20 protein-coding genes are annotated in these 24,620 nt (G+C 72.2%); 2 read left to right on the top strand and 18 right to left on the bottom strand.

Features of this window, described 5'->3' with window-relative positions; all coding sequences use genetic code 11:
- Window positions 1-115: 115 nt before the first annotated feature.
- Both ACIQWX_RS46445 and ACIQWX_RS46440 read left to right on the top strand, forming a co-directional pair.
- Complete coding sequence (locus ACIQWX_RS46445; protein WP_400885638.1) at window positions 116-3,721, top strand: hypothetical protein; 3,606 nt, start codon at window positions 116-118, stop codon at window positions 3,719-3,721.
- Complete coding sequence (locus ACIQWX_RS46440; protein WP_400885636.1) at window positions 3,718-4,233, top strand: hypothetical protein; 516 nt, start codon at window positions 3,718-3,720, stop codon at window positions 4,231-4,233. Before ACIQWX_RS46445 ends, ACIQWX_RS46440 begins: the two co-directional genes overlap by 4 nt.
- Window positions 4,234-4,273: 40 nt before the next feature.
- Here ACIQWX_RS46440 and ACIQWX_RS46435 read toward each other — a convergent pair whose 3' ends face one another.
- Genes ACIQWX_RS46435 through ACIQWX_RS46350 form a run of 18 tightly spaced genes read right to left on the bottom strand, consistent with a single transcriptional unit; the run spans window position 4,274 to window position 24,605 of the window.
- Window positions 4,274-4,570, bottom strand: a complete 297-nt coding sequence (locus tag ACIQWX_RS46435; RefSeq protein ID WP_400885634.1) for a hypothetical protein — start codon at window positions 4,568-4,570, stop codon at window positions 4,274-4,276.
- Entirely contained in the window at window positions 4,570-6,642 is a 2,073-nt protein-coding gene (locus ACIQWX_RS46430) for an ATP-binding protein (RefSeq protein ID WP_400885631.1), read from the bottom strand. The genes ACIQWX_RS46435 and ACIQWX_RS46430 overlap by 1 nt, the downstream gene beginning before the upstream one ends.
- A complete protein-coding gene (locus tag ACIQWX_RS46425) occupies window positions 6,635-8,341 on the bottom strand; it encodes a hypothetical protein (RefSeq protein WP_400885628.1) in 1,707 nt (568 codons plus the stop codon). Before ACIQWX_RS46425 ends, ACIQWX_RS46430 begins: the two co-directional genes overlap by 8 nt.
- Window positions 8,338-8,865, bottom strand: a complete 528-nt coding sequence (locus tag ACIQWX_RS46420; protein ID WP_400885627.1) for a hypothetical protein — start codon at window positions 8,863-8,865, stop codon at window positions 8,338-8,340. The genes ACIQWX_RS46425 and ACIQWX_RS46420 overlap by 4 nt, the downstream gene beginning before the upstream one ends.
- Window positions 8,866-8,867: 2 nt before the next feature.
- Complete coding sequence (locus tag ACIQWX_RS46415) at window positions 8,868-10,004, bottom strand: hypothetical protein (RefSeq protein WP_400885624.1); 1,137 nt, start codon at window positions 10,002-10,004, stop codon at window positions 8,868-8,870.
- Window positions 10,001-11,998, bottom strand: coding sequence for a hypothetical protein (locus tag ACIQWX_RS46410; RefSeq protein ID WP_400885622.1), 1,998 nt, complete (start codon window positions 11,996-11,998; stop codon window positions 10,001-10,003). Before ACIQWX_RS46410 ends, ACIQWX_RS46415 begins: the two co-directional genes overlap by 4 nt.
- Window positions 11,995-13,200 carry a hypothetical protein gene (locus tag ACIQWX_RS46405; protein ID WP_400885619.1) on the bottom strand — a complete coding sequence of 402 codons (1,206 nt, stop codon included), beginning with the start codon at window positions 13,198-13,200 and terminating at the stop codon, window positions 11,995-11,997. The genes ACIQWX_RS46410 and ACIQWX_RS46405 overlap by 4 nt, the downstream gene beginning before the upstream one ends.
- A 15-nt stretch (window positions 13,201-13,215) precedes the next feature.
- Entirely contained in the window at window positions 13,216-15,132 is a 1,917-nt protein-coding gene (locus ACIQWX_RS46400; RefSeq protein ID WP_400885616.1) for a phage tail protein I, read from the bottom strand.
- Entirely contained in the window at window positions 15,129-17,168 is a 2,040-nt protein-coding gene (locus ACIQWX_RS46395) for a putative baseplate assembly protein (RefSeq protein ID WP_400885613.1), read from the bottom strand. Before ACIQWX_RS46395 ends, ACIQWX_RS46400 begins: the two co-directional genes overlap by 4 nt.
- Window positions 17,165-19,066, bottom strand: a complete 1,902-nt coding sequence (locus ACIQWX_RS46390) for a baseplate J/gp47 family protein (protein WP_400885610.1) — start codon at window positions 19,064-19,066, stop codon at window positions 17,165-17,167. The genes ACIQWX_RS46395 and ACIQWX_RS46390 overlap by 4 nt, the downstream gene beginning before the upstream one ends.
- Window positions 19,063-19,467, bottom strand: coding sequence for a GPW/gp25 family protein (locus tag ACIQWX_RS46385; protein WP_400885608.1), 405 nt, complete (start codon window positions 19,465-19,467; stop codon window positions 19,063-19,065). Before ACIQWX_RS46385 ends, ACIQWX_RS46390 begins: the two co-directional genes overlap by 4 nt.
- Window positions 19,464-20,096 carry a phage baseplate assembly protein V gene (locus tag ACIQWX_RS46380; RefSeq protein WP_400885605.1) on the bottom strand — a complete coding sequence of 211 codons (633 nt, stop codon included), beginning with the start codon at window positions 20,094-20,096 and terminating at the stop codon, window positions 19,464-19,466. The genes ACIQWX_RS46385 and ACIQWX_RS46380 overlap by 4 nt, the downstream gene beginning before the upstream one ends.
- Window positions 20,093-21,286, bottom strand: a complete 1,194-nt coding sequence (locus tag ACIQWX_RS46375) for a phage late control D family protein (protein ID WP_400885602.1) — start codon at window positions 21,284-21,286, stop codon at window positions 20,093-20,095. The genes ACIQWX_RS46380 and ACIQWX_RS46375 overlap by 4 nt, the downstream gene beginning before the upstream one ends.
- A 13-nt stretch (window positions 21,287-21,299) precedes the next feature.
- On the bottom strand, window positions 21,300-21,968 hold the full coding sequence (locus ACIQWX_RS46370) for a LysM peptidoglycan-binding domain-containing protein (RefSeq protein WP_400885599.1): 669 nt from the start codon (window positions 21,966-21,968) through the stop codon (window positions 21,300-21,302).
- The gene (locus ACIQWX_RS46365) at window positions 21,965-22,153 is read right to left on the bottom strand and encodes a putative phage tail protein (protein WP_400885596.1); all 189 of its coding nucleotides are present in this window, start codon (window positions 22,151-22,153) and stop codon (window positions 21,965-21,967) included. The genes ACIQWX_RS46370 and ACIQWX_RS46365 overlap by 4 nt, the downstream gene beginning before the upstream one ends.
- A 24-nt stretch (window positions 22,154-22,177) precedes the next feature.
- Window positions 22,178-22,678, bottom strand: a complete 501-nt coding sequence (locus ACIQWX_RS46360; RefSeq protein ID WP_208608094.1) for a phage tail protein — start codon at window positions 22,676-22,678, stop codon at window positions 22,178-22,180.
- A complete protein-coding gene (locus ACIQWX_RS46355; protein WP_400885593.1) occupies window positions 22,675-24,147 on the bottom strand; it encodes a phage tail sheath family protein in 1,473 nt (490 codons plus the stop codon). Before ACIQWX_RS46355 ends, ACIQWX_RS46360 begins: the two co-directional genes overlap by 4 nt.
- Window positions 24,147-24,605, bottom strand: coding sequence for a phage tail protein (locus ACIQWX_RS46350; protein WP_400885591.1), 459 nt, complete (start codon window positions 24,603-24,605; stop codon window positions 24,147-24,149). Before ACIQWX_RS46350 ends, ACIQWX_RS46355 begins: the two co-directional genes overlap by 1 nt.
- Window positions 24,606-24,620 lie beyond the last annotated feature (15 nt).

Raw genomic sequence — 24,620 nt, 5'->3', positions numbered from 1 at the left:
GTCCTGGTGACGGCCGGCTGCGACGCTGTCCGAGGGTTCCCGTCGCGGAAGGAGAGCAGCCCCCATGCCACCGCCACCGAGGGATCGAGCGAAGCTCCCCGCGGTGACGACGGCCTTGGCCCCGGACGTCGCCCAGGCACCGGTCGCGGCACCGGTCGCGGTCAAGGAGCGCCCCTCGCCGCGGAAACCGCCGCAGCTGCCGCCGTCGAACGCCGCGGCGCTGGCGGCGCTGCGCGCGGGCGACAAGAAGCCGCCGGCCGACCCGTCGCGCAAGGAGTCGCAGGACAAGGTCGGCAACGGCGCGGTCGCGGCGGGCCTGGCGCGCGGCCCGGCCACGGACCCGAAGTTCGCGGTGCTCAAAAAGGACGTCGCGCACAAAAAGCGCACCGTCGCCCGGTCGCACCCCCCGGCGGGCAAGGAAGCGACGTCGGCGCAGGACGCGTCCGTGCCACCCAAGGACGACGAGGTGGCGCAGGGCAAGACGGCCAACGCCGACAAGATGAACGAGGCCAAGCCGAAGGAGTTCGACAAGGAAGCGTTCGTCCAGGCGGTCGACAAGGCCATCGCCGAGAAGGCGCCGAAGAACCTGGAGCAGGCCGACGAGTTCGCCGACTCGGGCAAGCCCGCCGAGATCAAGGCCGAGGTGCAGGGCAAGGTCGGCGAGGGCAAGACGGACTCGGCCGAGCAGATCGCCGACACGACGGCCGCGCCGCCGGACACGTCGGCGGCGGAGACGAAGCAGGTCGTGCCGATGGCGGCCGACCGCCCGCCCGGCACGCCGGCCACCCCGGACCCGGCGAAGGCGACGCCGGACAAGCTGCCGCCGTCGGCGACCGACCTGTCCGCGGGCCCGGCCGGCGTCGAGCGGGAGATGGCCGACAACAAGGTCACCGAGCAGCAGCTGCGGAAGTCGAACGAGCCGGCGTTCGGCTCGGCGTTGAAGGACAAGAAAACCGCGGAGAAGCACTCGGAGACGGCCCCGCCCGAACTCCGCAAGGGCGAAGCGCAGCAGCTGCGCCAGACCACCGCGCAGGCGAAAGGCCTGGGCGCGGCCGCGATGGGTGCGATCGCCGGCCACCGAGTGCGCACCGGCCAGCAGGTCGGCGGCGGGAAGCAGGCCACGAAGGCCACCGACGAGGAGAAGCGGGCGCAGGTCACGGCCGTCCTGCAGAAGGTCTTCGACACGATGAAGACCGAGGTCGAGGGCATCCTCACCGGCCTCGACAAGCTCGTCGACGACCAGTTCACCAAGGGCGAGAAGGAAGCGCGCGACGCGTTCACCGCCGAACACCGGCAGAAGATGGACGACTACAAGGCCCGGCGCTACGGCGGCGGCTGGGGTCTGATCAAGTGGGGCCACGACAAGCTGTTCGGCCTGCCGGCGGAAGCGGACCTGATCTTCGTCGTCGCGCGCGACCACTACGTCAAGCGGATGCGCGGGGTGATTTCGTCGGTCGCGGACACGATCGGCCGCGAGCTGAACCGCGCGAAGCAGCGCATCGCGAAGGGCCGCGAGGAGCTGCAGGCGGAGGTCAAGAAGCTCCCGAAGGAGCTGCAGGCGCTGGGCAAGGAGGCGGCGGCGGGGTTCGCCGACAAGTTCGACGAGCTGACCCAGTCGGTCGACGACAAGAGCACCGAGCTGGTCGACACCCTGGCGACGAAGTACACCGACGCGGTCAAGGCGGTCGACGACGAGATCGCGGCGGAGAAGGAGAAGAACAAGGGCCTGGTCGACAAGGCGCTGGACGGCATCAAGGGCGTCATCAAGACGATCATGGAGCTGAAGGACCTCCTGCTGGGCGTGCTGGCGAAGGCGGCACAGGCGGTAATGGGAATCCTTCGCGACCCGATCGGTTTCCTCGGCAACCTGGTTTCGGCGGTGGGCGGCGGGTTGAAGCTGTTCATGCGCAACGCGGGCCGCCACCTGCAGCAGGGAGTGCTGTCCTGGCTCCTGGGCACGGCGGCGACGGCGGGGATCACGCTGCCGACGAGCTTCGACGTGATGGGCATCCTACTGCTGATCGCGAGCTTGATCGGGTTGTCGTGGGCCAACTTGCGGGCGCGGTTGGCCCGAAAGCTGCCGAAGGAGGCGATGACGGCCATCGAGGCCGGCGAGCACGCGCTGCCCATCGTTTTGGAGGTCCGCAAGCGCGGGGTGCGGGCGTTGTGGGACGACCTCAAGTCGCGTGTGGGCGACTTGAAGAAGACGTTGATCGACAATCTGGTGTCGTACCTGCTGCCGACGATCATCATCGCGGGGATCACGTGGATCGTCTCACTGTTCAACCCGGCTTCGGCGTTCATCCGGGCGTGCAAGATGATCATCGACATCATCCGGTTCATCGTGACGAACGGCCGGCAGATCATCGAGTTCGTCAATACGGTTTTGGATGCCGTGATCGCTATCGCCAAGGGTGGGTCCGGTGGGGTGCCTGCTTTGGTGGAGAAGGCGCTGGCTCGGTCGATCCCGGTGTTGATCGGGGCGTTGGCGGCTTTGCTGGGGGTTGGCGGGATCGCCGGGAAGGTCAAGGAGATCTTCCAGAAGCTGGCTCGGCCGGTCAACAAGGCTATTGACTGGGTTGTCGAGAAGATCGTCGGGTTGGCCAAGAAGGTTTGGGCCAAGGTCAAGGCTTTGGCGAAGAAGGTCAAGGACAAGGCGAAGGCTGCGGGGAAGAAGGTCAAGGACAAGGTCAAGGCCGCCGGCAAGAAGATCAAGGACAAGTTCGGCAAGAAGAAGACCGACAAGCGGGCACAGAGCCGGAAACGGGATGACTCGGATCCCAGGACGCCAGCCGAGAAACAGGCCGCAGTCGACCAGGCGATCCTCGACGTCGAACGCCTGATGGACTCCCCTGACTCGTCTCGCGAAAAGGTCAAGAAGGCCCTCCCCAAAATCAAGAGGCGACACAAGCTCGCCAGCTTGTCGCTGGTCGACACCTCTCCAGGGAAATTCCACGCACACGCGAAGATCAATCCAGAAAAGGACAGCAAGGACGACAACGACAAGATAGAACCGCAGCCCAAGGGCCGAGTCACACGGCCAATACCGTATCTATTCGAAAACATCGACCCGAACAGGCCGCCACCCGGATGGCGATTCGTCGATCGGGTCGACAAGATAGACTCGACGACAGGAAGAATGGAGATGGTCAGCGAGATAACCGACCCAGCAGGCAGGCAAGGCAGAGTCAAGCGCGCATGGGATCCATCGACCAAGCAATTCGACCTCATAGCCGCATTCCTCGACGAAGTAGCCGCGTGGATCCCCACCGAACCACCGTTCCCCGGAAGAACCGGAACCCCACTGGTCACGTACGCCACACTGCGACTGCAAAAGTTGCTCAGAGTGGGCCCCGGAGAAATAAAAAAGCAGAAGTGGAGTTCAATCGCCAACGAGCGAGCGATCCTGCAGTTGGCCAAGCTGACTGGCGCACAATACGGCGACAAGGCGAACGCCGAGATCGTACACACGCACAGCTGGCAATACGCTTTGACCGCAATGCAGCAATCTCATCATCGACCAGTCGCCGGAAGCCAGAAAGTCGTTGGCGGGATGATGATCGCAGTCCGAGACGCCGGCCTCAAGCTCGTCACAGACAAGATTGCCCAACTGGGCGAGGCCGGCGCAGAAGCCCAGCTCCGAGCCGAGTACGGTGTAGGCCTCGACACCGATGTGCTCGTGCTGTTCGACATCGTGACCGACGTGGAGGTGCTGCGGTGACCTTGGCGGTGTACATCGTCCGTCCCGCCTCGATCGTAGTCAGGGCCGGCCACGGCGAACAGACGATCAACGGTGTAGCCCACTTCGCCTATGATCGGCTTGCGGCCGAACTCAACGGGATCGGCGGTTTGCATGCGGAATTGGCCGAGCGAGACGACATCCCTCAAGTGCCCGGCAAGTCCGTACTCGACCACTCGATGGGTTACATCGCCGATGAATCACTAGCTCAACGAAGTATCACCTTGTTGCTCGAGGCAGAACGCAACTCCTTCCTGCAGGTTGCACAACTCGATCTGCTGGGCTGCGTAACCGCCGATGGCATGCAAAAGTGGCGCCACGAAGAAACGACGGAACTCGACCGATCACTGGTCGGGCGGCGCGATATCGCTGAATCGATCGATGCCGCTGGTGGAAAAATCCTCGGTCCGCAGACCTACTGCTACGTCACCAGACCCGATTGGACTTCGCTGCCCGCAGCGATCAGCGAGTACCTTCGAGCCGCGCTCGCCTGACACCTGCCGCCAGCATCAGTGAACCAGCTAGCCTGTACGCTCAACAGTTCGGGCAGGCGTCCTTCTTCGGGACAGCCATCGGCACCACCCGCATAGCCGCCCCCGCTACCGCGGCGTTCCCCACCCGGTCCTGCCCCGCCGCCATCGTCGACGCCAAATGCGACGGCACCGTCTTCGACGACCCGACCATCGCCGTCTTGGCCGCCTGCGCGTTCCCCACCACCGCCGGCACCAAAACCAACTTGGACTTGCCCCGATCCGAAGCGGCAGCAGTCCGCAACTCCTGGGCGGTCACCGGTACCGCGGGCTTCGTCTGCGGGGGCATCAACTCCGGCATCACGCACTCCCGTTCTCGGCCAGCAACCCAGCATACCGGCCCAGCTCCGCCGGACGGAACAACCGAGCCTCGCGCTGGAACTGCCGCGACACCCCGCGGACCACGTGCCGCATCGAAATCGATGCACAAGAAGCGTCGGCGGCAGCGAGAGCCGCCGTTCGGGCCGCCGACGCGATCCCCGCTCCCGTCATGTCCAAGCGGGCCAACACGTCCACGTCCACGTCCGACGACAAAGGCGCCTCCGGGGGGAACGCCAACTGCCACAACCGGCGACGCTCAGCCGACGACGGCCGCGGGAAGTGGACCACGAAGTGGAACCGCCGGGTGAACGCCGGGTCGATGTTCTCCTTCAAATTGCTCGTCAAGATGATCAGCCCGTCGCTCGCCTCCAGGCGCTGCAACAGGTAGCCGACCTCCAGGTTCGCGTAGCGGTCCGTGCCCTGCTTGACCTCTCCGCGCTTGCCGAACAGCGCGTCCGCCTCGTCGAACAGCACCACCGCGTGGCTGTCCTCCGCCTGGCGGAACACCGCCTCCATGTTCTTCTCCGTCTCCCCCACCCACTTGGACACCACCTGCGACAGGTCCACCTTCAGCAGCTCCAGCCCCAGGATCCCGGTGACGACCTCCGCCGACATCGTCTTGCCCGTGCCCGGCTCGCCGGTGAACAGCGCCTTCACCCCGCCCGTCGCCGACTTGCGGGCGAACCCCCAGGACTCCGCGATGCGGGGCCACGCGCGGAACGCCGACGCGATCTCCGCGATCTGGCTCATCTGGGCGTCCGGCAGCACCAGGTCGGCCAATCCCCTGCGCGGGATGATCGACTGCACCGCGCCGCTCGTGCGGCCGCGGGTCACCGTCGCGATCGCCGGCTCCACGTGCTCCGAAAGGCGACGGCCGTTGCCGGACAGGCGCGCGTCCGCGTCCGCCACCGCCGCCACCGCGCGCAGCTCGCCGCCCGTCATGCGGTAGCGGGCGGCCAGGTCGGCCAGCAGCTCCGGATCCAGCACCGGGAACGCCGACGACCACATCGCGCGCCGCTCCGGGAAGCTCGGTGCCGGGATCGTCAGCTCCGCGTACGTGCGGTCGGCCAGCAGCCGGGGCGGGCGCCACGGCGTCGTGCCGGTCAGGCACAGCGGCACGCCCGAACGCACCAGGACCTCGTCCGGGTGGGTCGCGCGGCCGTCGGTCGGGACCCAGAGGACCGCCTCGAGCGCCGCCGCCGTGCGCAGGTCGGCCGCCAGGTCGGCGCCCGCGCGGCGCAGGGGCCTGCCCGCCGCGGCCGCCAGTGCCTGGGCCGCGTCGAGCTGGCTGTCGGCGGGCAGCCCCCACAGGCCGACCACGTCGACGTCGCCGGTGCGCAGGGCCTGCCCGAGCCGGGTCAGCCGGGCCGACTCGAGGTAGCCCGGCGCCGGTGCCGGCGCGACTTCGCCCGGGTCGTCGCCCAGCGTGCCGACGTCGCCGCCCCAGCCCATCAGGTACTCGAACACGCCGTCGCCGAGCGCCAGCTCACGGGCCGGCTCGGCCGGTGCCTCGCCGTACGCCCGCAGCAGGCCGTAGCGGCGCAGCCGGCCCGCCGCGCCCAGCGCGCGGCGCAGCGCCAGCCGGTCCGCCGGCGTCTCCCCGAGCACCGTGACCAGCAGCTCCACGCACGGCGCGCGCCGGTTGAGGTTGTCCACGACGTAGGCGTAGACGCGCTCGTAGCCCGGGTCCAGCTCCGGCGCGGCCACCAGCAGCAGCGCGTCCTGCTCGCCCCGGGACAGGCCGTAGCGGGTCGCCAGCGCGTCCAGCGGCAGCGTGACCCCGCGCGACGCGGCGAGGCGCCGCAGCTGCTGTTCGGACTCACGGTCCGCGCGGGACGGCGACGGCGGCTCGGTCATCGCTTCGGTGAACGCGTCGACGCGGTCCAGCAGCGCGTCCACCTGTTCGTCCGTCACGCAGAACGGCGTCAGGTCCGGACGCGTCAGCGCCGCCGCCGCCTCGGCCTGCGCGGCGACGGCGATCCGCAGCGCCTGGTGCAGCTCCGCCATTCGCGCCCGCAGGTGCTCGACCGCCAAAGCGCTCACGTCAGCCACCGGAGAAGGTCAGGGTCCGGCCGCCGAGCCAGACCACATCGGGCACGTCGGTGAGGGCGCCGCCCCGCCACAGGTCCGTGTGGCGGCGGCCCAGCGGGACCTTGACCCGCACCGCGTCGCGGGTGAACCGGACCGTGGCTTCGAGGTCGGCGAACCTCGCCAAGGTCAGGACCGGGGTGTCGCCGTCCCACAGCTGCCCGGCGATCATGCCCATGGCCAGCGACGCCGCCAGCGCGACGGTGCGGTCCAGGGCGCGGTCCGCTGCCAAGGGCACGGCGCGGTGCTCGACGAACACCGTGCGGACCAACTCGTCCACGCGCTCGGCGGCCAGCTGCGCGGCCAGCCGCGGTTCCACGCCGCCGGTCGTCCACAGTGGAGTGCGCCACCGCAGGCGGGTCAGCGGGTCGTCGCGCACCGGGCGCGCGTCCGTGATGAACCGGACGCCCGCCGCGGCGAGGTCGCGCAGGCACGCCGGCGGGAGCGGGCCGGCCCGGACCAGCACCGGCGGCCGGCCGCACGCTTCCCAGTGCGGCAGCAGCCCGTCCACTGTGGACGACCACGCCACCGGGAAGAGTCCGCGGGCGTCGATGAGCAGCAGGCCGTCGTCCACCCCCGCGACCACCAGCGGGTCGGCGGGATCGTGGCCGCGGCACAGCGACAGCGCGAGCACGCCGTCGAGCACCGGCAGCGCGGGAGCCACCCGGCGGGCGAAGGCGGTCAGGTCCGGCACCGACTCCAGGCCGGCGAACGCCGCCGCCGAGACGTCGTCGCCGGGCGCCCGGCGCCAGCCTCGCTGCGGCGCGCCCAGCACTTTGTACGCCAGAGCCGCGGCGAACAGCGGAGTTTCCGGCAGCAAGTCCACTCCGGACAGCGCGGGGCCGATCGCGTCCAGGTAGCCGGTCCGCGCCAGTGGCCCGGCCAGCAGGAACGGCAGTACCGAGCCGACCCTCGTCTCCCCCGGCGGCCGCGGCGAGACGGCCGTTCCCCCGCCGGCGGGCGAGGTCGCGTCCGCACCGCGCGGCAGCTCGAGCACATCGGCGAGGTCCGCGTCGGTCGCCGGCGGCCACGGCAGCGACCGCCGTCGGACCAGCTCCGCCGCCAGTTCGGCGACCGGCCCGTCCTCGAAGCCGGCGAGGAACGACTCGATGCGGTCACCGGCCTCGGCAACGGACGGAACAGTGAGTTCACCGACCAACGCGGACAGGTACCGGCGCACGGTCTCCTCGGGAAGCAGGCCGAGCAACGCCGCCAGCTCGCCCCGGACGGCGAGGTCCTCGAAGAGCGCGGCCACGGTCGGCTCCGCGACATCGGCGTCGTCAGCGGCGGCGGCGGCGAAGTCGAGACCACTCGAATCCACAGTGGACGAATCAGCCGACGGCGGGACGGTCACCGGCACCGGCGGCGGGACCGGCTCCCGCGGCGAAGCGGAGACGGGTTCGACGACCAGCCCGGCCGGCACCAGCCGCCCTCCCCCGCCCGCGGACAACCGGACCGACAGCCGCACAGGCGCGGTGATCTCCAGGTCCGGCCCGTCCCCGGCGAGGTACTCGTCGAACTCCGCGGCCAGCAGTTCGGGGAGCGCGTCGAGCACCCGCTGGACGAGACCGCGCGGATCGGGGCCCCAGCTCCACCCACCCCGCCGGACCACGTGCACCACGCAGTGGCGCACGGTGATCTCGCCGGTGGTGGGCGCGCTCACGGCTTCTCGACCTTCTCCAGCCGGCCCGCCCAGCCGGGGACGAGGACCAGCACGCCGTGCGGGTCGTCGTCGACGGCCGTCGGGAGCGTCGTGACCGTGTCGCCCTGGTTGATCTGCCCGGGCAGCACGGTCGTCGACGGCCCGGCCGAGATGAAGGCCCGCACCACGGTGTCGGCGCCGACCGGGTTGTCCACCTCGACGCGCAGTCCGTTGTTCTGGAACACCAGCGGCTTGCTCGACGCCGGCAGCGGCACGAGCGCGGGTTTCGCCGGCTGCCCCGCCGGCACCGGCTCGACGCCGAACGCCAGCGGGTCGAGGAACACGTCCGGCTCGTCGTCGGCTTCCTGCACGGCCAGCTCGCCGGCGTCCAGGGTGAGCGTCGCGACCTCCTCCGGGAGGAGGGAGACGCGCACCGGCAATTCGTCGCCGACCACCTCGGCCACGGCCGGCAAACCCGCGCCGACCGCCCGGACCGCGCCGACGACGTGGCCGGTCTTCTTCACGTACACCACGAAGAGGCTCATGGTCAGCCACCACCACCCGTCGCCGCGACCGTTGCCAGTACCAGGAAGTCGACCACGCCCGGCTGTTCGAAGACCTGTGCCGGGGACGCCGTGGGGTCGTAGACCCGGATCCGGCACCGCACGCGCCGCGCACTGTCCACAGTGGCCTCGGCCGGGCTGGTCAGGGCCGAACCCGTTGCCGTCGGCGGGATCCGCGGGGTCACCTGGACGTGCAGCGACACGCGGCCGTCGGCGACCTCCTCCGGCGTCACCCCGGACGGCAGCGGCAGCACCACGCCGTCCGTCGCGCTGCCGGACGTCGCCAGCACGCTGCCCGCGGAGATCCGGCCGGAGAAGCTGCCCGCGATGGTGAGGTTGCCGTTGGACTCCACCGTCAGCAGCGGGTCGACGACGCCGGTTCCCTTGTACAGCCCGTAGACCAGGGTCGGAGCGTCCGATCCGGACAGCACCAGCGCCGGTTTCCCCTCCTGCACCTCGGGCCGGGTCCGCAGCTCGAGCGAGCCGGACCGGGCCGACACGGTGTCCGCGCGCACGCCGAGGTACCGCGGGCCGACGCCCCGGGCCGCCGGGAACACCGCCGTGAAGTGCCCGGCGGTCCACTGGACGAAGCCCAGCAGCACCAGCCACTGGACGGGCGGGGCGGCCGGCGCGGCGTTCACGGCGGGCGGCTGCTGGTCGGCCACCAGCCGTTCGTCGCCGAGCCGCCGGAAGAGGATCTGGTAGGACTCCGCCACCCGCGTCGGCCCCGACGAACCGGCGCACGACGCCGGCCCGGTGCCCGGCTGGGCCCGGTCGGCGGCGGTGAGGAACACCGGGTACGGCTCGGTCGTGGGCCGGTCGGCGCCGTTGACGGCCGCGAAGTCCGCCTCCGACAGCACGATCGGCGCCGGCACCACGATCTCGCGGCCGGTCCCGTCGACCGCCAGGCCGCCCTGCACGCTCACCTCGACGTACCGGGCGCCCGTCGCCGGGTCGGTCCGGTTCTCGGTCGTCAGGCCGAGCCCGTCGGCGATACCCCAGTCGTGCGCCAGGCGGGCGTGCCGGACCGCCGTCGCGCGGGCGTAGGCGACGGTCGCCGCGAGGTCCGCGGCGGCGAGCACCTGACCCTCGCGGAACTCCGGGCGCAGCGGACCGGTCACGACGACTCACCCGACCGCGGCTTGCGGGCCGTGCCGCCGCTGCGGCTCGACGTCGACCGGGACCGCCGAGGCGGCGGCTTCGGTTTCACCGTCTCCTCCTCGTCCTCCTCCGCCGCCGTGGAGTCCGCTTCCGGCGCGTTCTCGAGCTCCGAAAGCCGGTCGGACAGCCGGTCCGGCAGTTCCTCGCGCACCCGCGAAACCTGCTCCCGCGCGGAGTCCAGCTGCCCGCGCAACGCCTCGACGGTCGCGACGAGGTCGCTCACCTGCCCCCGCAGCGCGTTCATCTCCTGCAGGCTGTCGGTCACCTCGGCCGGCACGGTGTACACCTGCTCGTGGATCGGCTTCGGCGGTGTCTCGCCCGGCGCGGGCCGGACCAGCAGGCTCCACATCCGGTCCAGGTCGGTGTCGCGGGGCCAGCGGACCAACAGGCCCGCCACGTAGGCCGCCGGCACCGGGCCGTCCGGCGGTGGCGTCGGCTCGCGGTACACCGGCGCCGGCTGGCAGCACACCCGCTCGGCCAGCTCGCGCAGCCGGTAGAGCTTCGGCAGCCACTCGCCGTACGCGGAGCCGCCCGGCAGCACCTGCTCCCGCGTCGCCGAGCAGACGCGCACCACGTCGCAGCCGTCCAGTTCCAGGTGCGCGAGCAGCACGTCGTTGTCGGTGCAGTCGCCGCACGGCGGGTTCAGCGTCGAGCAGGCGGCGTCGGTGACGAACCGCTGCAGGTGCCGGGTGAGCTTGCCGGCGGCGTCGGCGAGCTGGTCGACGTCGGTGATCGCCAGGCGCTGCGCGGGGTCCGGTTCGGGTGTCGGCAGCGGCTGCGGCACCGCCACCTGCCGCACCTCGTCGCGCAACCCGCAGTCCGCGACGCCCGGCACCCGGTCGAGCCGGCCCAGCAGCCATTCGCGCAGCTGGACCAGGTCGGACCGGAACTCGACGTGCAGCACGTTGCCGATCGGCGTGCCCTGCGCCAGCAGGCGGACCTCCAGCGGCGCGTCGTGGTCCTGCTCGACCACGCGGGCCCGCGCTTCGGCCACGACGGCGAGGGCGATCGAGCGGTGCACCGGCTCGGGCCACATCTTCTCCGCGTCGGTCCCGGCCAGCCGCTCGCACGCCGCGCCGAGGACCTGCCGGGCGGCGCCGACGTCACCGAGCTCCAGCCCCGGCTGCGCGTCGGCGTCGTAGGTGTCGTGCCGGGCGAGCGTGCCGGCCACCGCGCGGACCCGCTCGGTCATCTCGGCGACGACCGGCGGGGTCAGCGTCACTTCGGCGTTGTCCTGCAACCATTCCAGCGACTCCTGGTAGCGGGCCCGGTCGGCCGGCGCCAGCTCGATCGTCCGGGTCGAAGCGGACTTGGCCAGCGACATCGCGTCCAGGTACAGCCCGAGCCGCTGGGCGCGCAGGCGGACCGCCTCGTACTTGTCCAGCGGGCCGATCCGCGCCAGCAGGCGCGTGCCGGGGTTGTAGCGGTGGTCGTCGGCGGTGTCGCACTTGACGACGAACCGGAAACCCTCCTGGACCCGCGAAGGCACGCAGCCCGGTGTCGGGCACGGCTCCTCGGTGGCGAACGGCGCCACCGGGTCGGCCATGTTCTCCTCGTACCGCACGTACAGCCCGTAGTGGCGCGAGCCGTCGTCGCACGGGTCGCCGCAGTCGACCCCGGGCGAGGACACCCGCAGCTCGCGCACGAGCGCCTGGACGTCGACCTTCTCCTTGCAGGACAGCACGATGTCGTTGCCGCAGCAGTCGAGCGCGTGGCCGGGGTGCACGAGGACCGTCCCGCCCGCGCACGAATCGCAGGACACCTCGAGCCCGCACACGACACCCGGGCCGGACAGCATCCGGTTGTGCAGCCGGTCCTTTCCGGCCACGTAGTCGGTCAGCAGGGACAGGTCGTCCTCGGTGAGCAGCTGGCCCGCGTAGAACCGCGGCCGGACGAACGCGGCCGGGAAGGCCGACGTCCCGCCGCACCCGCACCCGCAATCAGGCTTGCTCATGAACGCTCCTCGGTGATGAAGAACCAGCTCTCGAAGACGTCGCCGCCCGCGCCGGTGCCCGACGTCCACGGCCCGATGCCCGACGGCGGGACCAGGCAGCCCGTCGGGTCGGGGTCGGGCTCGGGCTTCGGGTCGTGGCCGTGGCCCGTTTCGGTTTCGGCCTCGGCCTTCGCGGCGCCGATGAAGGGAACCCGGCCGCCGACGTTGGTGCCGTCCACCGGGCGGCAGCAGCGGTCGAGCAGGAACGCCGCGCGGACCGTGACCAGCACGCGGTCGCCGTCCTGGAGCGTCTCGCGGGTCGTCTGCCGGTAGCGGAAGTGCCGGGTGAACTCGCCGTCCTTTTCGGTGGGTTCCTCGAACTTCCCGCCCATGTACCAGGTGTCGGCGTTGCGGCCGGCGCCGCCTTCGATCACCTGGATCTCGACCACGCCGCGGCGCAGGCTGTCGACGCGGACGTCGTCGGAGAACTCGACGACCAGCCCGCCCGAGTTCTTCTGCGTGCCCAGCAGCTCCTTGGCCTGGTCGACGGTGTAGGTGTGGCCGTGGCGCCAGTTGATCCCGGTGATCACGGTCGGCACGTACCGGCCGAAGAACCGGCGGACGTCCAGGTGGATCTGCTCCTCGCGGACGGGCTTTCCGAAGTCGACGTCGTCGATCCGGGCCAGCCACAGGACTTTGTGCTCGCACGGGGTGCAGCAGGTCTCGCAGCGCTCGTCCTCGGGCGGCGTCTTCGTGGTGACCCTGACGCAGTAACTCTCTTCGGTGTAACCGAAGTCGCAGTCGGAGGTGTCCGCGCAGGCGGAGTTGAACACGGTCCGGGTCGGCTCGACCGCGCGCTCGGTGTACTCGACGCCGACCCACACCGTCGTCCCACCGGTCCGCTCGTCCTCGTGCAGCGCGTCCCACAGGTCGACCCCGCAGGCGCCCGGTACGACGACCTCGTTGCCTTCGCAGTCCACGCCGAGCCCGGCGGTGATGCGCACCCGCGCCTGGTGTTCGTGCTTCTCCTTCTCGTCGGCCGCCGGAGCCGGTTCCACGAACAGCCCGCACACCACGCCGTAGCCGAGCAGGCAGCGCATCCGCAGCTTCAGCTTCTCGCGGAAGTACTCCTGCTCGCGCTGGAAGTCGCGGGCGGTGAGCAGCCGCCCGTGGAAGTACCGCAGCCGGCGGAAGGGCTGGTCGTGCGTCGTTGCCTCGGTCATCTCTCTTCTGTCCTCTCAAGACACTCGCGTGTGGGCCCCGACCGCGGACACCACGCCGACGCCCACCCCGTGGCGGGCACCCCGTGGCCCGGGTCTCAGTACTCCGTCGTGGTTCAGGCGCACGGCGCCCACCACCGGCGGCGGCAGCGGGACGAACGCGGTGTCCACCCCGACCGCCGACCGCGCGCCGACCACGAACCCCGTCCCGCCGGCGCGCACCGAACCCCTCGTGTGCGCGGGCGCCTGCCGGACGACCAGGCGCCGCACCGCGTCCTCGTCGGCCGCGCCGGCCGGCAGCAGGACGCGGAACCGGTGGGCGTGCTCGGTGAGGGGGTCGGTGTCCGGGTCGCCGAACGCCCGCAGCGGCGCCCCGCCCAGCGTCGAGGTACCGAGCCGCAGCCGCGCCGACGAGCGGCCGAACAGCCGCACCGAGCCGAGGCCGCGCGCGGACGGCGGTCCCGCGGTCGCGCGCACCTGCGCCCAGTGGCGGTCGCCGGCCAGTTCCTCGACGACCGCCTCGACGCCGAAGACGATTTCGATCGCCTCCTTCAGCGCGCAGGGCGTGCCGCGCCGCCGGTAGAGCGCGGGAGCGGCCTTGATCAGCTTCCGGCGCGTTTCCGCGTCCCAGCCTGCTTCGAAGGAGAGGCCGAGCAGCCCGGCCAGCCACGGCAGTGCCCCGTCCGGCACGCCCGCCGGGTCGAGCAGCGCCGGGTAGCGCTCGACGACCCGGTCGATCTCGGCCGTGGTGGCGTCGAACAGCGACAGGAACCGCTCGGTGAAGTCGTCGGCCGCCGGGTCCTGCCGGAACGCGGCGGGCAGCAGGTCCGCGCTGGTGGACCGCGGGAAGTCCAGCCGGATCCGGTGCAGCACCGGGGTCGCCGCCGAGTCGCCGGACAGCCGCACCCGGGCCGTGAGGTAGCGCCCGGGTGGCTGGTCGACGAGGAAGTCGGTGACGCCGGCGGGCGCGGTCTGCCAGTCGCTGGCGGCGAACTTGCCGTCCTCCGACACGACGACCGCGACGGACACCGCCGTACCCGCCGGCACGTCGGCCTCGACCCGCACCCGGTGCCAGCGGCAGCGCGAGATCCCGCTGTCGATCCGGCCGGTGGTGAACACGCCCTCGGTCACGAACTGCCCCGACGCCGGCGCCGGTGCGTCACGCGGCTCGCCCGCCCAGTCGTAGCAGGAGGTCACGTCGCCGTCGGGGCCCGTCTCCCGCAGGCAGAAGCCGTCGTCGTCCGCACCGATCAGCGAGCTCGGCGGCAGCGCGGCGGCCAGTTCATCCACAGTGGACTCGTGGCGGTTCCGGTAGATGCGGAGCTTGCCGTCTTCCTCGGTGAGCAGCCAGATCGTGCGGCCCGGCCCGGTGCGGATCCCGATGATCTCGCCGCGGACGTGCGTCCGGACGACCTCGCACAGGCCCCCGTCGGGGCCGTACCGCCACAGCCGGCCGCTGCCCGCGCGGGCGACGAGCACCTGCTCGTCCTGGGCGAGCGCGACGACCGTGGCGTGCGGCAGCCGGATCACCGCGGTCAGCTGGTCGCCTTCGTTGCGCCACACGAAGACCCGGTCCGAGTCGACCACGGCGACGCGGTGCCCGCGCGCGGCGACCGCGGCCGGTGCGTGCAGCAGCCGGGGGTCGCAGTACGGGGCCCAGACGGGCCGCCAGCCGCCGGCGCAGGTGTCGCGGCGCAGCAACCGCTTGCCCGACAACAGGTACCAGCCGCACGGACCGCAGCCGGGCGCGAGCCGCGGGTCGGGGAACCACGGCAGCAGCTGCGGCCGCGTCGGCCCGTCCGGGGACGAACCGGCGTAGGCGAGCCGGACGCCGGTCTCGTCGTCGAACCCGACGACGTTCGCCACCGCGTCCTGGTCCCACCCGACGACGTCGTCGAGGAGCCGGAACGTGACGGTGGTGGGCGTGCACGTCATGGCGTCTCCTCCACCGGGATCAGCAGCGGGCGGTCCGGCCACACCAGGTCGTCCGGCGGGATCGGGTGGTCGGCGCAGGGCGGCAGGCGCAGCCCGTCGGCCGTGAGCGAAAGCCCGGACACCGCCAGGACGCCGTCGACGGAGAGCAGCCGGCGCACGAGCGGCGTGTGCCGCACCGCGCCGCCGAACGGCCAGCCGCCGCCGTCCTCCCCGCCGCGCAGCGGGTCGAGGTAGGTCGTCACGGCGTCGGCCGCCCGCGCGAGGACGGCGGCCCGGTCCTGGTCCGCGTCGAGCACGACCCGGGCCTCGACGGCGATCCGCCGGAACGCGACCGGGCCGGTGACCACCGTGATGCCGGCCGGCGCCACCTCGCGGGTCAGGTATTCGGCCACCGCGCGCAGCGTCTCGGCCGTCGGCACGGGCGGCTCGGTCGTGCTCGCCTCGATCGGCGGCACCACGAGGACGCCGACGACCCCGGGGATCGGTGCGCCGGCGAAGTCCGGGTGCAGGCCGGGCACGCCGTGCGCGCGGGCGATCGAGGCGCCGGGCGCGCGCAGCGCCAGCAGGCCGTAGTCGGCGGGGGCGACGGCGCGGCCGCGGGACCGCAGCTCGCCCACCCCGCGCCGCACGACGTCGGCGTCCGGCTCGGCGTCCGCGCCGCCGGTGGCCGGGAACGGGTTGGTCACGCCGGTCACGAACGGCCGCGCGGTGACGACGCCGTTGACCGCACCGGCCGCGACCGCGCCCGCCGCACCGCCGCCGACGCGGTACCGCACGGCCCGGACGTTGCGGAAACCCGGCGGCACGGGCGCGCCGTTGACGCCGTCGCCGAAGGTGACGATCCCGGTGGCGTAGTCGACGGCGAACACGCGGTCGTCCGGCCCGTACGCGGCGAGGCTCGGCACCTCCTGCCAGCGCGAGGCGTTTTCTTCGGTGGTCCCGAAAAGATCGGTGCCCGGGTCGTCGTCGACCTCGATCACGACGCTGCCGGCCAGGATCGGGACCTGGCTCAGCCGCAGCTGCCGCCGCTGCGACGGCGTGGCCGGGTCCTGGATCGGTTCCAGTGCCTCGTCGAAGATCGTGCGGGCGGCGGTGGCGGCCACCGTGTTCAGCCGGAGCCCGGACACCAGCGGTGGCGCGACCGTGACCAGGCCGTTCGTCACCTGCAGCCGCAGCCAGCGCAACGCCGGGCCGGGCCGGGCGGTCGGCGGCTGCCCGGGCGCCCACGTGCGCGGCAGCCGCAGCTCGATCGTGCCACTGGCGCGCAGACCCTGGGTCTCGTCCCGGACGACCTCGGCGGGAACGAACCGGCCGCCGTCGAGGACGTCCCAGCGCAGCAGCGGCTGGGGCGCGACGGGCAGCGGCGTGAGCCCGCCGGCGGCCGCGGGCGTCGGCGGCGCGGCCGCGATCACGAAGCCCAGCGACAGTGAGGGGAACGGGCTCGCCGTGCCGTCGAGGCCCAGCCAGAGCGCGTTGCCGGGCTGGGGTTCGGTGCCGAACGGCGCGAACGGGCGGCCGGGTCCGCTCGGGCCGAGCGGGACCGGTTCGAGCGCGCCGCCCCGCTGCACCGCGAGCACGGCGAGGGTCGCGGGGGTGGCGTAGAGGTCCTGGTCGGTCTCGAAGACGATGTCGCCGTCCGTGCCGGACGCGGCGGCCTGGAACCCGGCGGGCACGAGCACCGAGGCACCGTCCGGCGGGGTCACGGTGAACTCCAGCAGCGCGGCGGCCGCGGTGGCCGGGCGGCGGCGCACGCCGGACGTGGTCAGGTGCTCGGCGAGGATCTTCTCCGGCAGCCGGTTGACCCGGGCGAGCACGGGCTCGGCCTGGGTGCCGAAGAGCCGCACGAGCGCGACGCCGGCGTCCTGCCGGTCGGGGTCGGTCCAGTCCGGGGTGTAGCCGGGGATGCGATCGCGCACGGCGGCCCGCACCGCTTCCCGCGTCGCGTCCACCAGCTGCGGCTGCACCCCGGACGGTCCCGGGCCGGGGACCATGCGCGCGTCTTCGCCCGAGTCGCGGGCCCACCAGACGTCGGTCACAGCAAGCCCTCCCCCGGCTCGACGGCGGGCACCACGTGGGTCCGCACTTCCCGCACCACCGGCAGCTCGCCGGCGCGCAGCTCGACGTCGTCGCACGTCTGCGCCGGGTCCGCGCCGTCGACGCCGATCGCGACCGCCGTCACGTCGGCCAGGTCGCCGAGTGCCTGCTGGGCGGCCCGGAGCAACGCCGAGGGCCGCAATGCCTCGCCGAGCGGCCAGCCCGTTTCGTCGTCGCCGCCGACCAAGGGGTCGAGGAACCTGCGCAGCGCGTCACCGGCCACTGTGGACACCTTCACGCGGTCGGCGGGCGTGCCGGACAGGTCGACGCGCAACCGGACGTCGCGGTACGCCGGGGCGCGCACGAACACCTCGGCCGTCAGCAGCCGGGTTTTCGCCAGCCGGGCGGCGACCGCGCACACCGTGCCCGGGTCCGGCACCGGAGCCGGCACGACGTCCGCGCCGTCCCGCGGCACCGACGGGACGATGTGGACGGTCACCGCGCCGGGCACCCGCGCGCAGGGGAAGCCCGGGTGCTCGCCGAGCGCGGCGTACGCCCGGCCGACCGCCACGCCGGGCGTCGTGACCGCCAAGGTGACGAAGTCCTCGGCGGTGACCGCCCTGGTCACTTCGCCGAGCGCGCCCGCGGCCCGGTCGCGGGCACGGGCCGGCGTTTCCGGGTCCGCGCCGCCGTCGGCCTGGACGAGGTTCGCCGCGCGCACCGGGGAATCCGCGGTCACGGGCAGCCAGTTGCCGGTGACGCCGCCGTTGCCGTCGCGGCCGCCGCCGATCGAGTACTCGACGACCGTCTCGCCCTCCGGACGCGGAATCCGGCCGGTGAGCCCGTCGCCGAACACGAGCGCGCCCTCGTCCCGGTCCAGCAGGAAGACGCGGTCACGCGAGGTGCCGAAGGTGAAGTCGACGGCCGACTCCCACTCCTCGTCGGCGAGCCGGAGTTCCGCGCCGAGCAGCCGGCCGGCCGCGTCCGGCAGCACGAGCCGCTGGCCGGGCAGCTTCAGCCACTCGTCGGTCTGGTCGGTGAAGCCGGTGACCGCGCGGTGTTCGAGGTGGCGGGCCGCCGAGACGTTGACCGCCAGCCGCAGCAGCCGCGGCGGCGACGCGTAGGTCGCGGCCGGGGTGGACACCAGCAGTCCGTTGTGGACTGTGGACCAGTCGGCGGGCGGCCGCAGCCGCACCACGCCGGACCGCCGCAGGCCGCCGGTGCCGTCCTCCACCTCTTCGAACGCCCCGGAGGCGTCGCCGGACGGCCGGAACCACGACCACGTCAGCTCGGCGGGCGGGGCGGCGGGCGCCGCGAGCGGCGACCAGGACGGCGGCACCGGCGAGTCCAGCTCGAAGAACACCGACAACCAGCCGGTTGTGGTGTGCGCGCCGGTCAGCGGCAGGGTGAACCGGGCCGACGCGGCCGAGCCGTCGCTCGCCAGCAGCGGGACCCCGCGCCGGGCGCGCAGGTCCGCGGTGCGGTCGCGGTCGGTGAAGACCGCCGCCTCGCCCTCGACCGGGAACGCGGTGACGTCGTCGTCGAGGCTGAACCGGATGGCCGCGGCGGGGTCGCGGGCGAAGACGGTGCCCTCGGGCACCTCGGCGGGGACGTCGGACTCGGGCCTCAGCGCCAGCACCGTCGCCGCCGCCTGCGCTGGCCGCGGTGGCTCCAGGCCCAGCAGCTTCAGGATCGCGACGACCAGTTCGTCCGGGGCCTGGTCGAGCCAGTAGAGCCGCTGCTCCAGCAGGTAGGCGAACAGTTCGAGGAGCGTGACGCCGGGGTCGACGGGCGCGTGCAGCGTCCACGTGCCGTCCGACTCCGCCGGGATGCGGCGCGTGACGGCCGCCATCAGGTCGGCCCAGGTGAGGTCGTCGAGCTTCGGCACGGGCAGCGTCACGGCGTCGCCCCCGTCATCCCGAGGTAGAACGGGAACACCAGGTTGGCCTTGGTGTTGGTGCGCCGGATCCGGTACTCGACCGAGATCGTCACGCGGGACTCGTCGGCCGGGTCGGCCTCGGCCAGCACGCTCGAAAGCTCGACCCGGGGCTCGAAGTCGCGCACCGCGTCGGCGACCGACCGCTCCAGCTCGCGCAGGTTCTGCACGCTGCCGGGCGCGAACACCGACTCGCTCACCGTCGTGCCGAGGTCCGGCCGCATCACGCGCTCGCCGGTGGCGGTGAGCAGCAGCGCGCGCAGGCAGTGTTCGATGCTCGTTTCGCCGACGGCGTAGGCGAGCCGGCCGGTCTCGTCGGGCAGGATCGGGAACCGCCAGCCGGTGCCGAGGAAGGGTTCGGTCACGTCGCCTTCACCTTCTTCGCGAGCACGGACGGCGAGAGGGGCGTCGCGGGGCCGGTGTTGGCGCCCACCACGGGATGGGTGTGCTGGACGAACGCCTCCAGCAGCGCGTTGCCGAGCACGACGGGTTCGGTGGAGCCGCCGCCGAGGTCGATGCCGTCCGCCTTGACCGTGACGGTCTTGGCTTCGACGGTGATCTCGCCGCTGTCCTTCAGCACCACGGTCGCCCCCGACGCGGTGCTGATGGTGATCTCCTTCTCCTGGTCGTCGAAGAGGATCCGGTGCCCGGCCTTGGTGCGGATGATCTTCTGGTCGACGCCGTCCTTGTGCGCGACCGGCGGCTTCTTCTTGCCGTTGTAGAGCCCGCCGAGCACGTACGGCTGCCGCATGTCGCCCTGGAAGAACGCGACCAGCACCTCGTCGCCGACCTCGGGCACGAACACCGAGCCGTAGCCGGCGCCGGCGTAGAGCTGGCTGACGCGGATCCAGGGGCTGATCGACGCGCCGCCGTCCAGCCAGTAGTACTTGACCTTCACCCGGCCTTCGTCGTCGCCGTCGTTCTCCACGACCTCCGCCGGCGCGACGCCGTAGAAGCGCCGGTCGGTCGCCATGGCCCGGGGCATCGCCGTCATTTCTTGTCCCCCTGGAAGATCTTCCGGCCGGTGAACGTGGTGAAGAAGCCGCTCGAGTTGAGGGCGTGCTCGACGCGCTTGACGAAGTAGGTGCCGGAGAACCGCTTGCCGAGGCCGAAGATCTCGAGGTTGTCCCCCGGCCGCAGCTCCGGCAGCCCGGCCACCCGGCCGGTCGCGGTGATGAACTCGTACGCCCGCTCCCGCAGCAGCGCGATGGCCAGCTCCTTGGCCTCTTCCTGGCTGAGCACCGGCGCGTCGACGACGACCTCCTGCCGGCCGCCCGCCGCGCTGTCGGCCGCGTCCGGCCCGCTCTGCCCGTCGCTCTGGTTCTGCCCGCCGGGCAGGTCCTTCGCGGTCGCGACGTACTCGATCGGCTCGGCCTTCACCGGGTCCCAGCCGTGCACGGTGAGCTTGCTGACCTGGTCGGAGACGGTCATCGTCGGGGTGAAGTCGAGCAGGTTGGGCACCAGCCCGGCCGGCTGCCCGCTCGGCCCGGTCGCCAGGCCGGGGCTGTAGGCGAGGCGGAACACCCGGATCGCGCCGCTGTCCCGGCCGTCGGTGGGCTTGATGAAGTACAGCGTCTGCTCGCCGGTCTTCGGGTCCGGGAGGATGTAGCAGTCGAAGTCGATCCGCTTCGCCCGTTCCATCAGGAACTGCGCGTCGGACTGGTTCTTCTGCACCACGAGGTCGTGGCGCGGGCCTTCGTGGGTCGTCTTGAAGGCCAGCTTGTTGCGCCGGGCGATCTGCTCGGCGATCTCCCAGTCGGTCTTGCCGACGAAGTTCTTGTCCTCTTCCTTCGTGGGCTTGCGGTCCTTCAGCGCGAGCATCCCGTCCACGCAGGTGATCGAGACGGTCGGCGAGGCGGCGTCCGGGAACTTGGGCGCGAGCGAGCTGATCGTCCCGGTGCCGACGGTCAGCAGCTGGTCGGCGTAGCCGAGCCGGACGGACACGCGGGTGCCGATGCGCAGCTGTTCGGAGTCGCTGTGCTTGAACTTCAAGGTGACGTCGTCCCAGTTGTTCAGCTCCAGGTCGAAGCCGGACATCTCGTCGAGGTCGCGGTGCACCTTGATGTCGAGGATGTCGTTGCGGGTGGTCGGGTCGGCCTGGAGGCCGTCGATCACGACCTCGAACCCGGGCGCGTAGCGGTCCGGGTCGGCGATCTCGGGCTTCGTGCCCGCGGGCGCGGTCATCGCACACCCCCGCTCACGGCAGCCGGGGCACGGTCAGCACCAGCCCCGGCCGCAGGTCACGGGGATCGGAGATCCCGTTGGCGCGCGCCAGTTCCCGCCACGCGTCGGGGCGCCGGTAGACGGCGGCGGAGATGCGGTCCCACGTGTCGCCGCGGCGCACCACGTAGCTCTTCTCCACCGTCGGCGACGACCGCGGCGGGTCGTTGGCCTGTTCCTTCGCCGGCCGGTACTCCTTCAGGGTGAGGTCGAGCTGCGCCCGCAGCGGCACGCCGTTCTTGGCGAACAGCACGTAGTTCACGTCCAGCTTCTCCACCACGCCCCGGAACACCGTCTTGTCCCAGACGAACTTGACGATCGGCGGCGCGTGCAGCGTGTTCTGCGGCCGCATCAGCTTCCGGATGTTGTCCACATAGGACTCGCGGACGTCGTCGAGCGTGTCGGAGGTGTCCACCAGCGCCTGCACGGTCAGCGACTCGCTGCCGCCGCGGATGTACTGGATGGGCGGTGTTTCGAGACCGGGGATGGTGATCTCGGCGAACGTGTTGCTCTTGCTGAGCTTGTACTCGGTCGGGTTGAACTTCAGCGGGATCCGCTTCGGCACTTCCTGGGGGTTCGCGGGCTGCTCGATCTCCAGGTGCGCGTCGGCGCCCTGGCTCACCAGCGAAAACGGGGTGATGCTCACCGGCGGCCCCCGTTGTCCCCGAGGCTGCGGTCGCGGTCGCTGCGCTCCACCCGCGCGCACTCTTCTTCGTAGAGCCGCGACCACGCCTGGATGTGCTTGTTGAACAGCCGCGTGAACAAGGCCCCGTCGTCGCCTTCCACCTGGAACCGCACTTCGAGGTTGTGGATGATCAGGTTCTTGGGCACGCTGTCTCTCCTAAAACGCTGTCCCTAGAGGACGGCCGTCAGGCCCTCGTGGGCGATTTCCAGTTGCTCGATCGCGACCGCGTTCTGCTCGGCGTGCAGGTCCGGGCCGGTCCACTTGGCGGCCAGGCCGCCGTGGAAGATCCACGACTTCGCCGGCAGGCCCGCCTCGTCGAGCATGATCACCGCGCCGTCGCGGCGGGCGCCCAGCGAGTCGTGCAGGCCGGTCTCGTACCAGGACCACAGGAGCCGGTCGCGGACCACGCCGCGCTTGAGGGTGATCGGGTTCCACGAGTGGCGCAGCGGCAGCCGGTGCACCGAGTCGTTGCGGCCGCCCTCGGCGTAGGTCACCACCTCCAGCTGCGCCCCCATCCCGGTCACCTCCTGGAAGGCGCCCGCCGCCACGACCTGCAGCAGCAGCGCCTGCGCCGGCGGCAGGTAGACGTCCGCCGGGGCGAGCGTCACGAGGAAGCGGAACTTGCCCAGCGGCTCGTTCAGCGCGAGCAGCTGCTCCACCGGGGTGGTCACCGCTCGATCACCTCCAGCCCGCGGTCCTGCCCGAGCACCAGCCGCAGCTCGATGAACTCCATCGGCACGGCCGGCGCGACGCCGATCTCGCACACGACCTGGCCGGGGTCCTGCTCCGGCGGGTTGTTCGTGTCGTCGCACACCACGCGGAACGCGTCCTCCGGCCGGGTTCCGGCGAGCGCCCCGGTGCGGAACGCCTCCAGCAGCACCGAGGTGATCGCGCGGACCAGCGAGAGCCGCAGCTCCGGCGAGTTCACCTCGAACACCAGCGGCGCGGCGGCGCGCCGGACGGCCCGCACCAGCAGGTGCAGCAGCCGGCGGTGGGCGACGTACACCCGGCGCGGGTCGGCCGACAGCGTCCGCCCGCCCCACACGACCAGGCCGCGGCCGCGCACGCACCGCACGAGGTCGACGCCCGCTTCGAACAGCCGGGCCTGCTGCGCTTCCGGGTACTCGACGTCGAGGTCGACGGCGTCCAGCAGCGTGGCGTTCGCCGGGGTCTCGGCGGCGCCCCGCTCGGCGTCGAGCCGCGCGACCAGCCCGGCGACGTGCCCGGAGGCCGGGACCGTCCGCAGCCCGGTGCCCTCGAGCGACGGCGCCCGCAGCGGCGGGTGGTACACCGCCGCCGCGGCGAGCAGCGCCTCGTCGCCGAAGTCCGCCAGCGCACCGGCCCAGGCCAGCACGTCGTCCACTGTGGACTTCGCCGGCGGGACGTCGAGCAGCACCAGCCGGTCCAGCAGCGGCGCCACGGTGCCCAGCAGGTCCAGCACGAAGCCCGTGTGGTCGTCGCCGGTGAGGTCGGTGCCCAGGTCCGGCAGGGCCACCAGCGCCGGCTCCGGCAGCGCGGCCTGCGTGGTGACGGCCTCCGCGTAGTCGGCGCGGCCGGGCGGGTTGTCCGTGCCCCCGGTGAGCGTCAGGTCCCACGACAGCGAGAGCGGCGCGTCCGGCGGGATCGGGTCCGCCCCGCCCACCGGGACGACCCGGATCAGCCGGGACGCGGCGACCCGGTCGACCACCTCGCCGGGGGCCATGCCGGCGAAGACCTCCGCCGGCTCGCCCGGCACGAGCACCCGGACGGTGACCGTCGGCGGGCCCGCGACGCTGCTGGCCCGGTACCGCACGGCGACCCGGCCGCCGTTCGCCCACGCACCGGGACTGGCGGCCACCACGAGGAAGCCGTCCGTCCACAGTGCACTCGCCGGCTCGGCGGGCCCGGACACCCGCAGCACCCACGCCGCGGCGCCCTCGTTTTCGAAGAACCCGCGCAGCGCGTACGGCGTCGCCGACGTGCCGTCCGGGGGCCCGAACTCGCCGACGACGTCGTTCCAGCTTTCGACGCGCACGGGCCTGCCGACCGGGCCGCGCCGGGTGCGGCCGAGGAACACGGCCACGTCCGTGCGCAGCGGTTCGCTTTCCGAGCCCGCGCGCTCGAAGGTCAGGGAGACGCCGGGAAGCGCCGAGGCGGCCATCACGCGTCGATGCCGAAGCTCTCGACGGCCAGCACGAGCGTCTCCATGGCGATCTCGTTCTTGGTCGCGTTGAACGACGGTCCGGTGTACTTCGTCGGCCAGGCCCGGTCGAAGTTCCAGCGCATGACCTCCTGGCGGTTCTCGTCGAGCATGACGATCGAGCCGGACGTGCGCCGCACCCGGCCGTCGAGGGCCTCCTTCACCCAGTTCCAGAAGCCGATGTGGCCGGTGACCCCGCGCTTGAACGTCAGGGCGCTCGGGAATTTCTTCAGTCCCACGAGCTTGCGAACCGTGATGTCCTCGCTGCCGGTCCGGTATTCGATCACCGGCATTTCGATGTCGAACCCGCTGGCTTCGGTGAACGACCCGCTCACCGCGACGCCGTCATCGCTGACGTTGGTCACGATGACCAGGAAGTTATACGCGGCGTACGGGTCGTCCCGCGTCACAGGTGGCATGTCCCTTGCCTTTCA

Source organism: Amycolatopsis sp. NPDC098790 (assembly GCF_044759945.1).
Lineage (GTDB): Bacteria > Actinomycetota > Actinomycetes > Mycobacteriales > Pseudonocardiaceae > Amycolatopsis.
This window is presented reverse-complemented; position numbering and strand designations above follow the sequence as displayed.

Excerpts from the sequence above, each read along its gene's own strand:
- ACIQWX_RS46435 (WP_400885634.1), bottom strand. The coding sequence starts at position 4,570 with ATGCCGGAGTTGATGCCCCCGCAGACGAAGCCCGCGGTACCGGTGACC.
- ACIQWX_RS46420 (WP_400885627.1), bottom strand. The coding sequence starts at position 8,865 with ATGAGCCTCTTCGTGGTGTACGTGAAGAAGACCGGCCACGTCGTCGGC.
- ACIQWX_RS46410 (WP_400885622.1), bottom strand. The coding sequence starts at position 11,998 with ATGAGCAAGCCTGATTGCGGGTGCGGGTGCGGCGGGACGTCGGCCTTC.
- ACIQWX_RS46405 (WP_400885619.1), bottom strand. The coding sequence starts at position 13,200 with ATGACCGAGGCAACGACGCACGACCAGCCCTTCCGCCGGCTGCGGTAC.
- ACIQWX_RS46400 (WP_400885616.1), bottom strand. The coding sequence starts at position 15,132 with ATGACGTGCACGCCCACCACCGTCACGTTCCGGCTCCTCGACGACGTC.
- ACIQWX_RS46380 (WP_400885605.1), bottom strand. The coding sequence starts at position 20,096 with ATGACGGCGATGCCCCGGGCCATGGCGACCGACCGGCGCTTCTACGGC.
- ACIQWX_RS46375 (WP_400885602.1), bottom strand. The coding sequence starts at position 21,286 with ATGACCGCGCCCGCGGGCACGAAGCCCGAGATCGCCGACCCGGACCGC.
- ACIQWX_RS46355 (WP_400885593.1), bottom strand. The coding sequence starts at position 24,147 with ATGGCCGCCTCGGCGCTTCCCGGCGTCTCCCTGACCTTCGAGCGCGCG.
- ACIQWX_RS46350 (WP_400885591.1), bottom strand. The coding sequence starts at position 24,605 with ATGCCACCTGTGACGCGGGACGACCCGTACGCCGCGTATAACTTCCTG.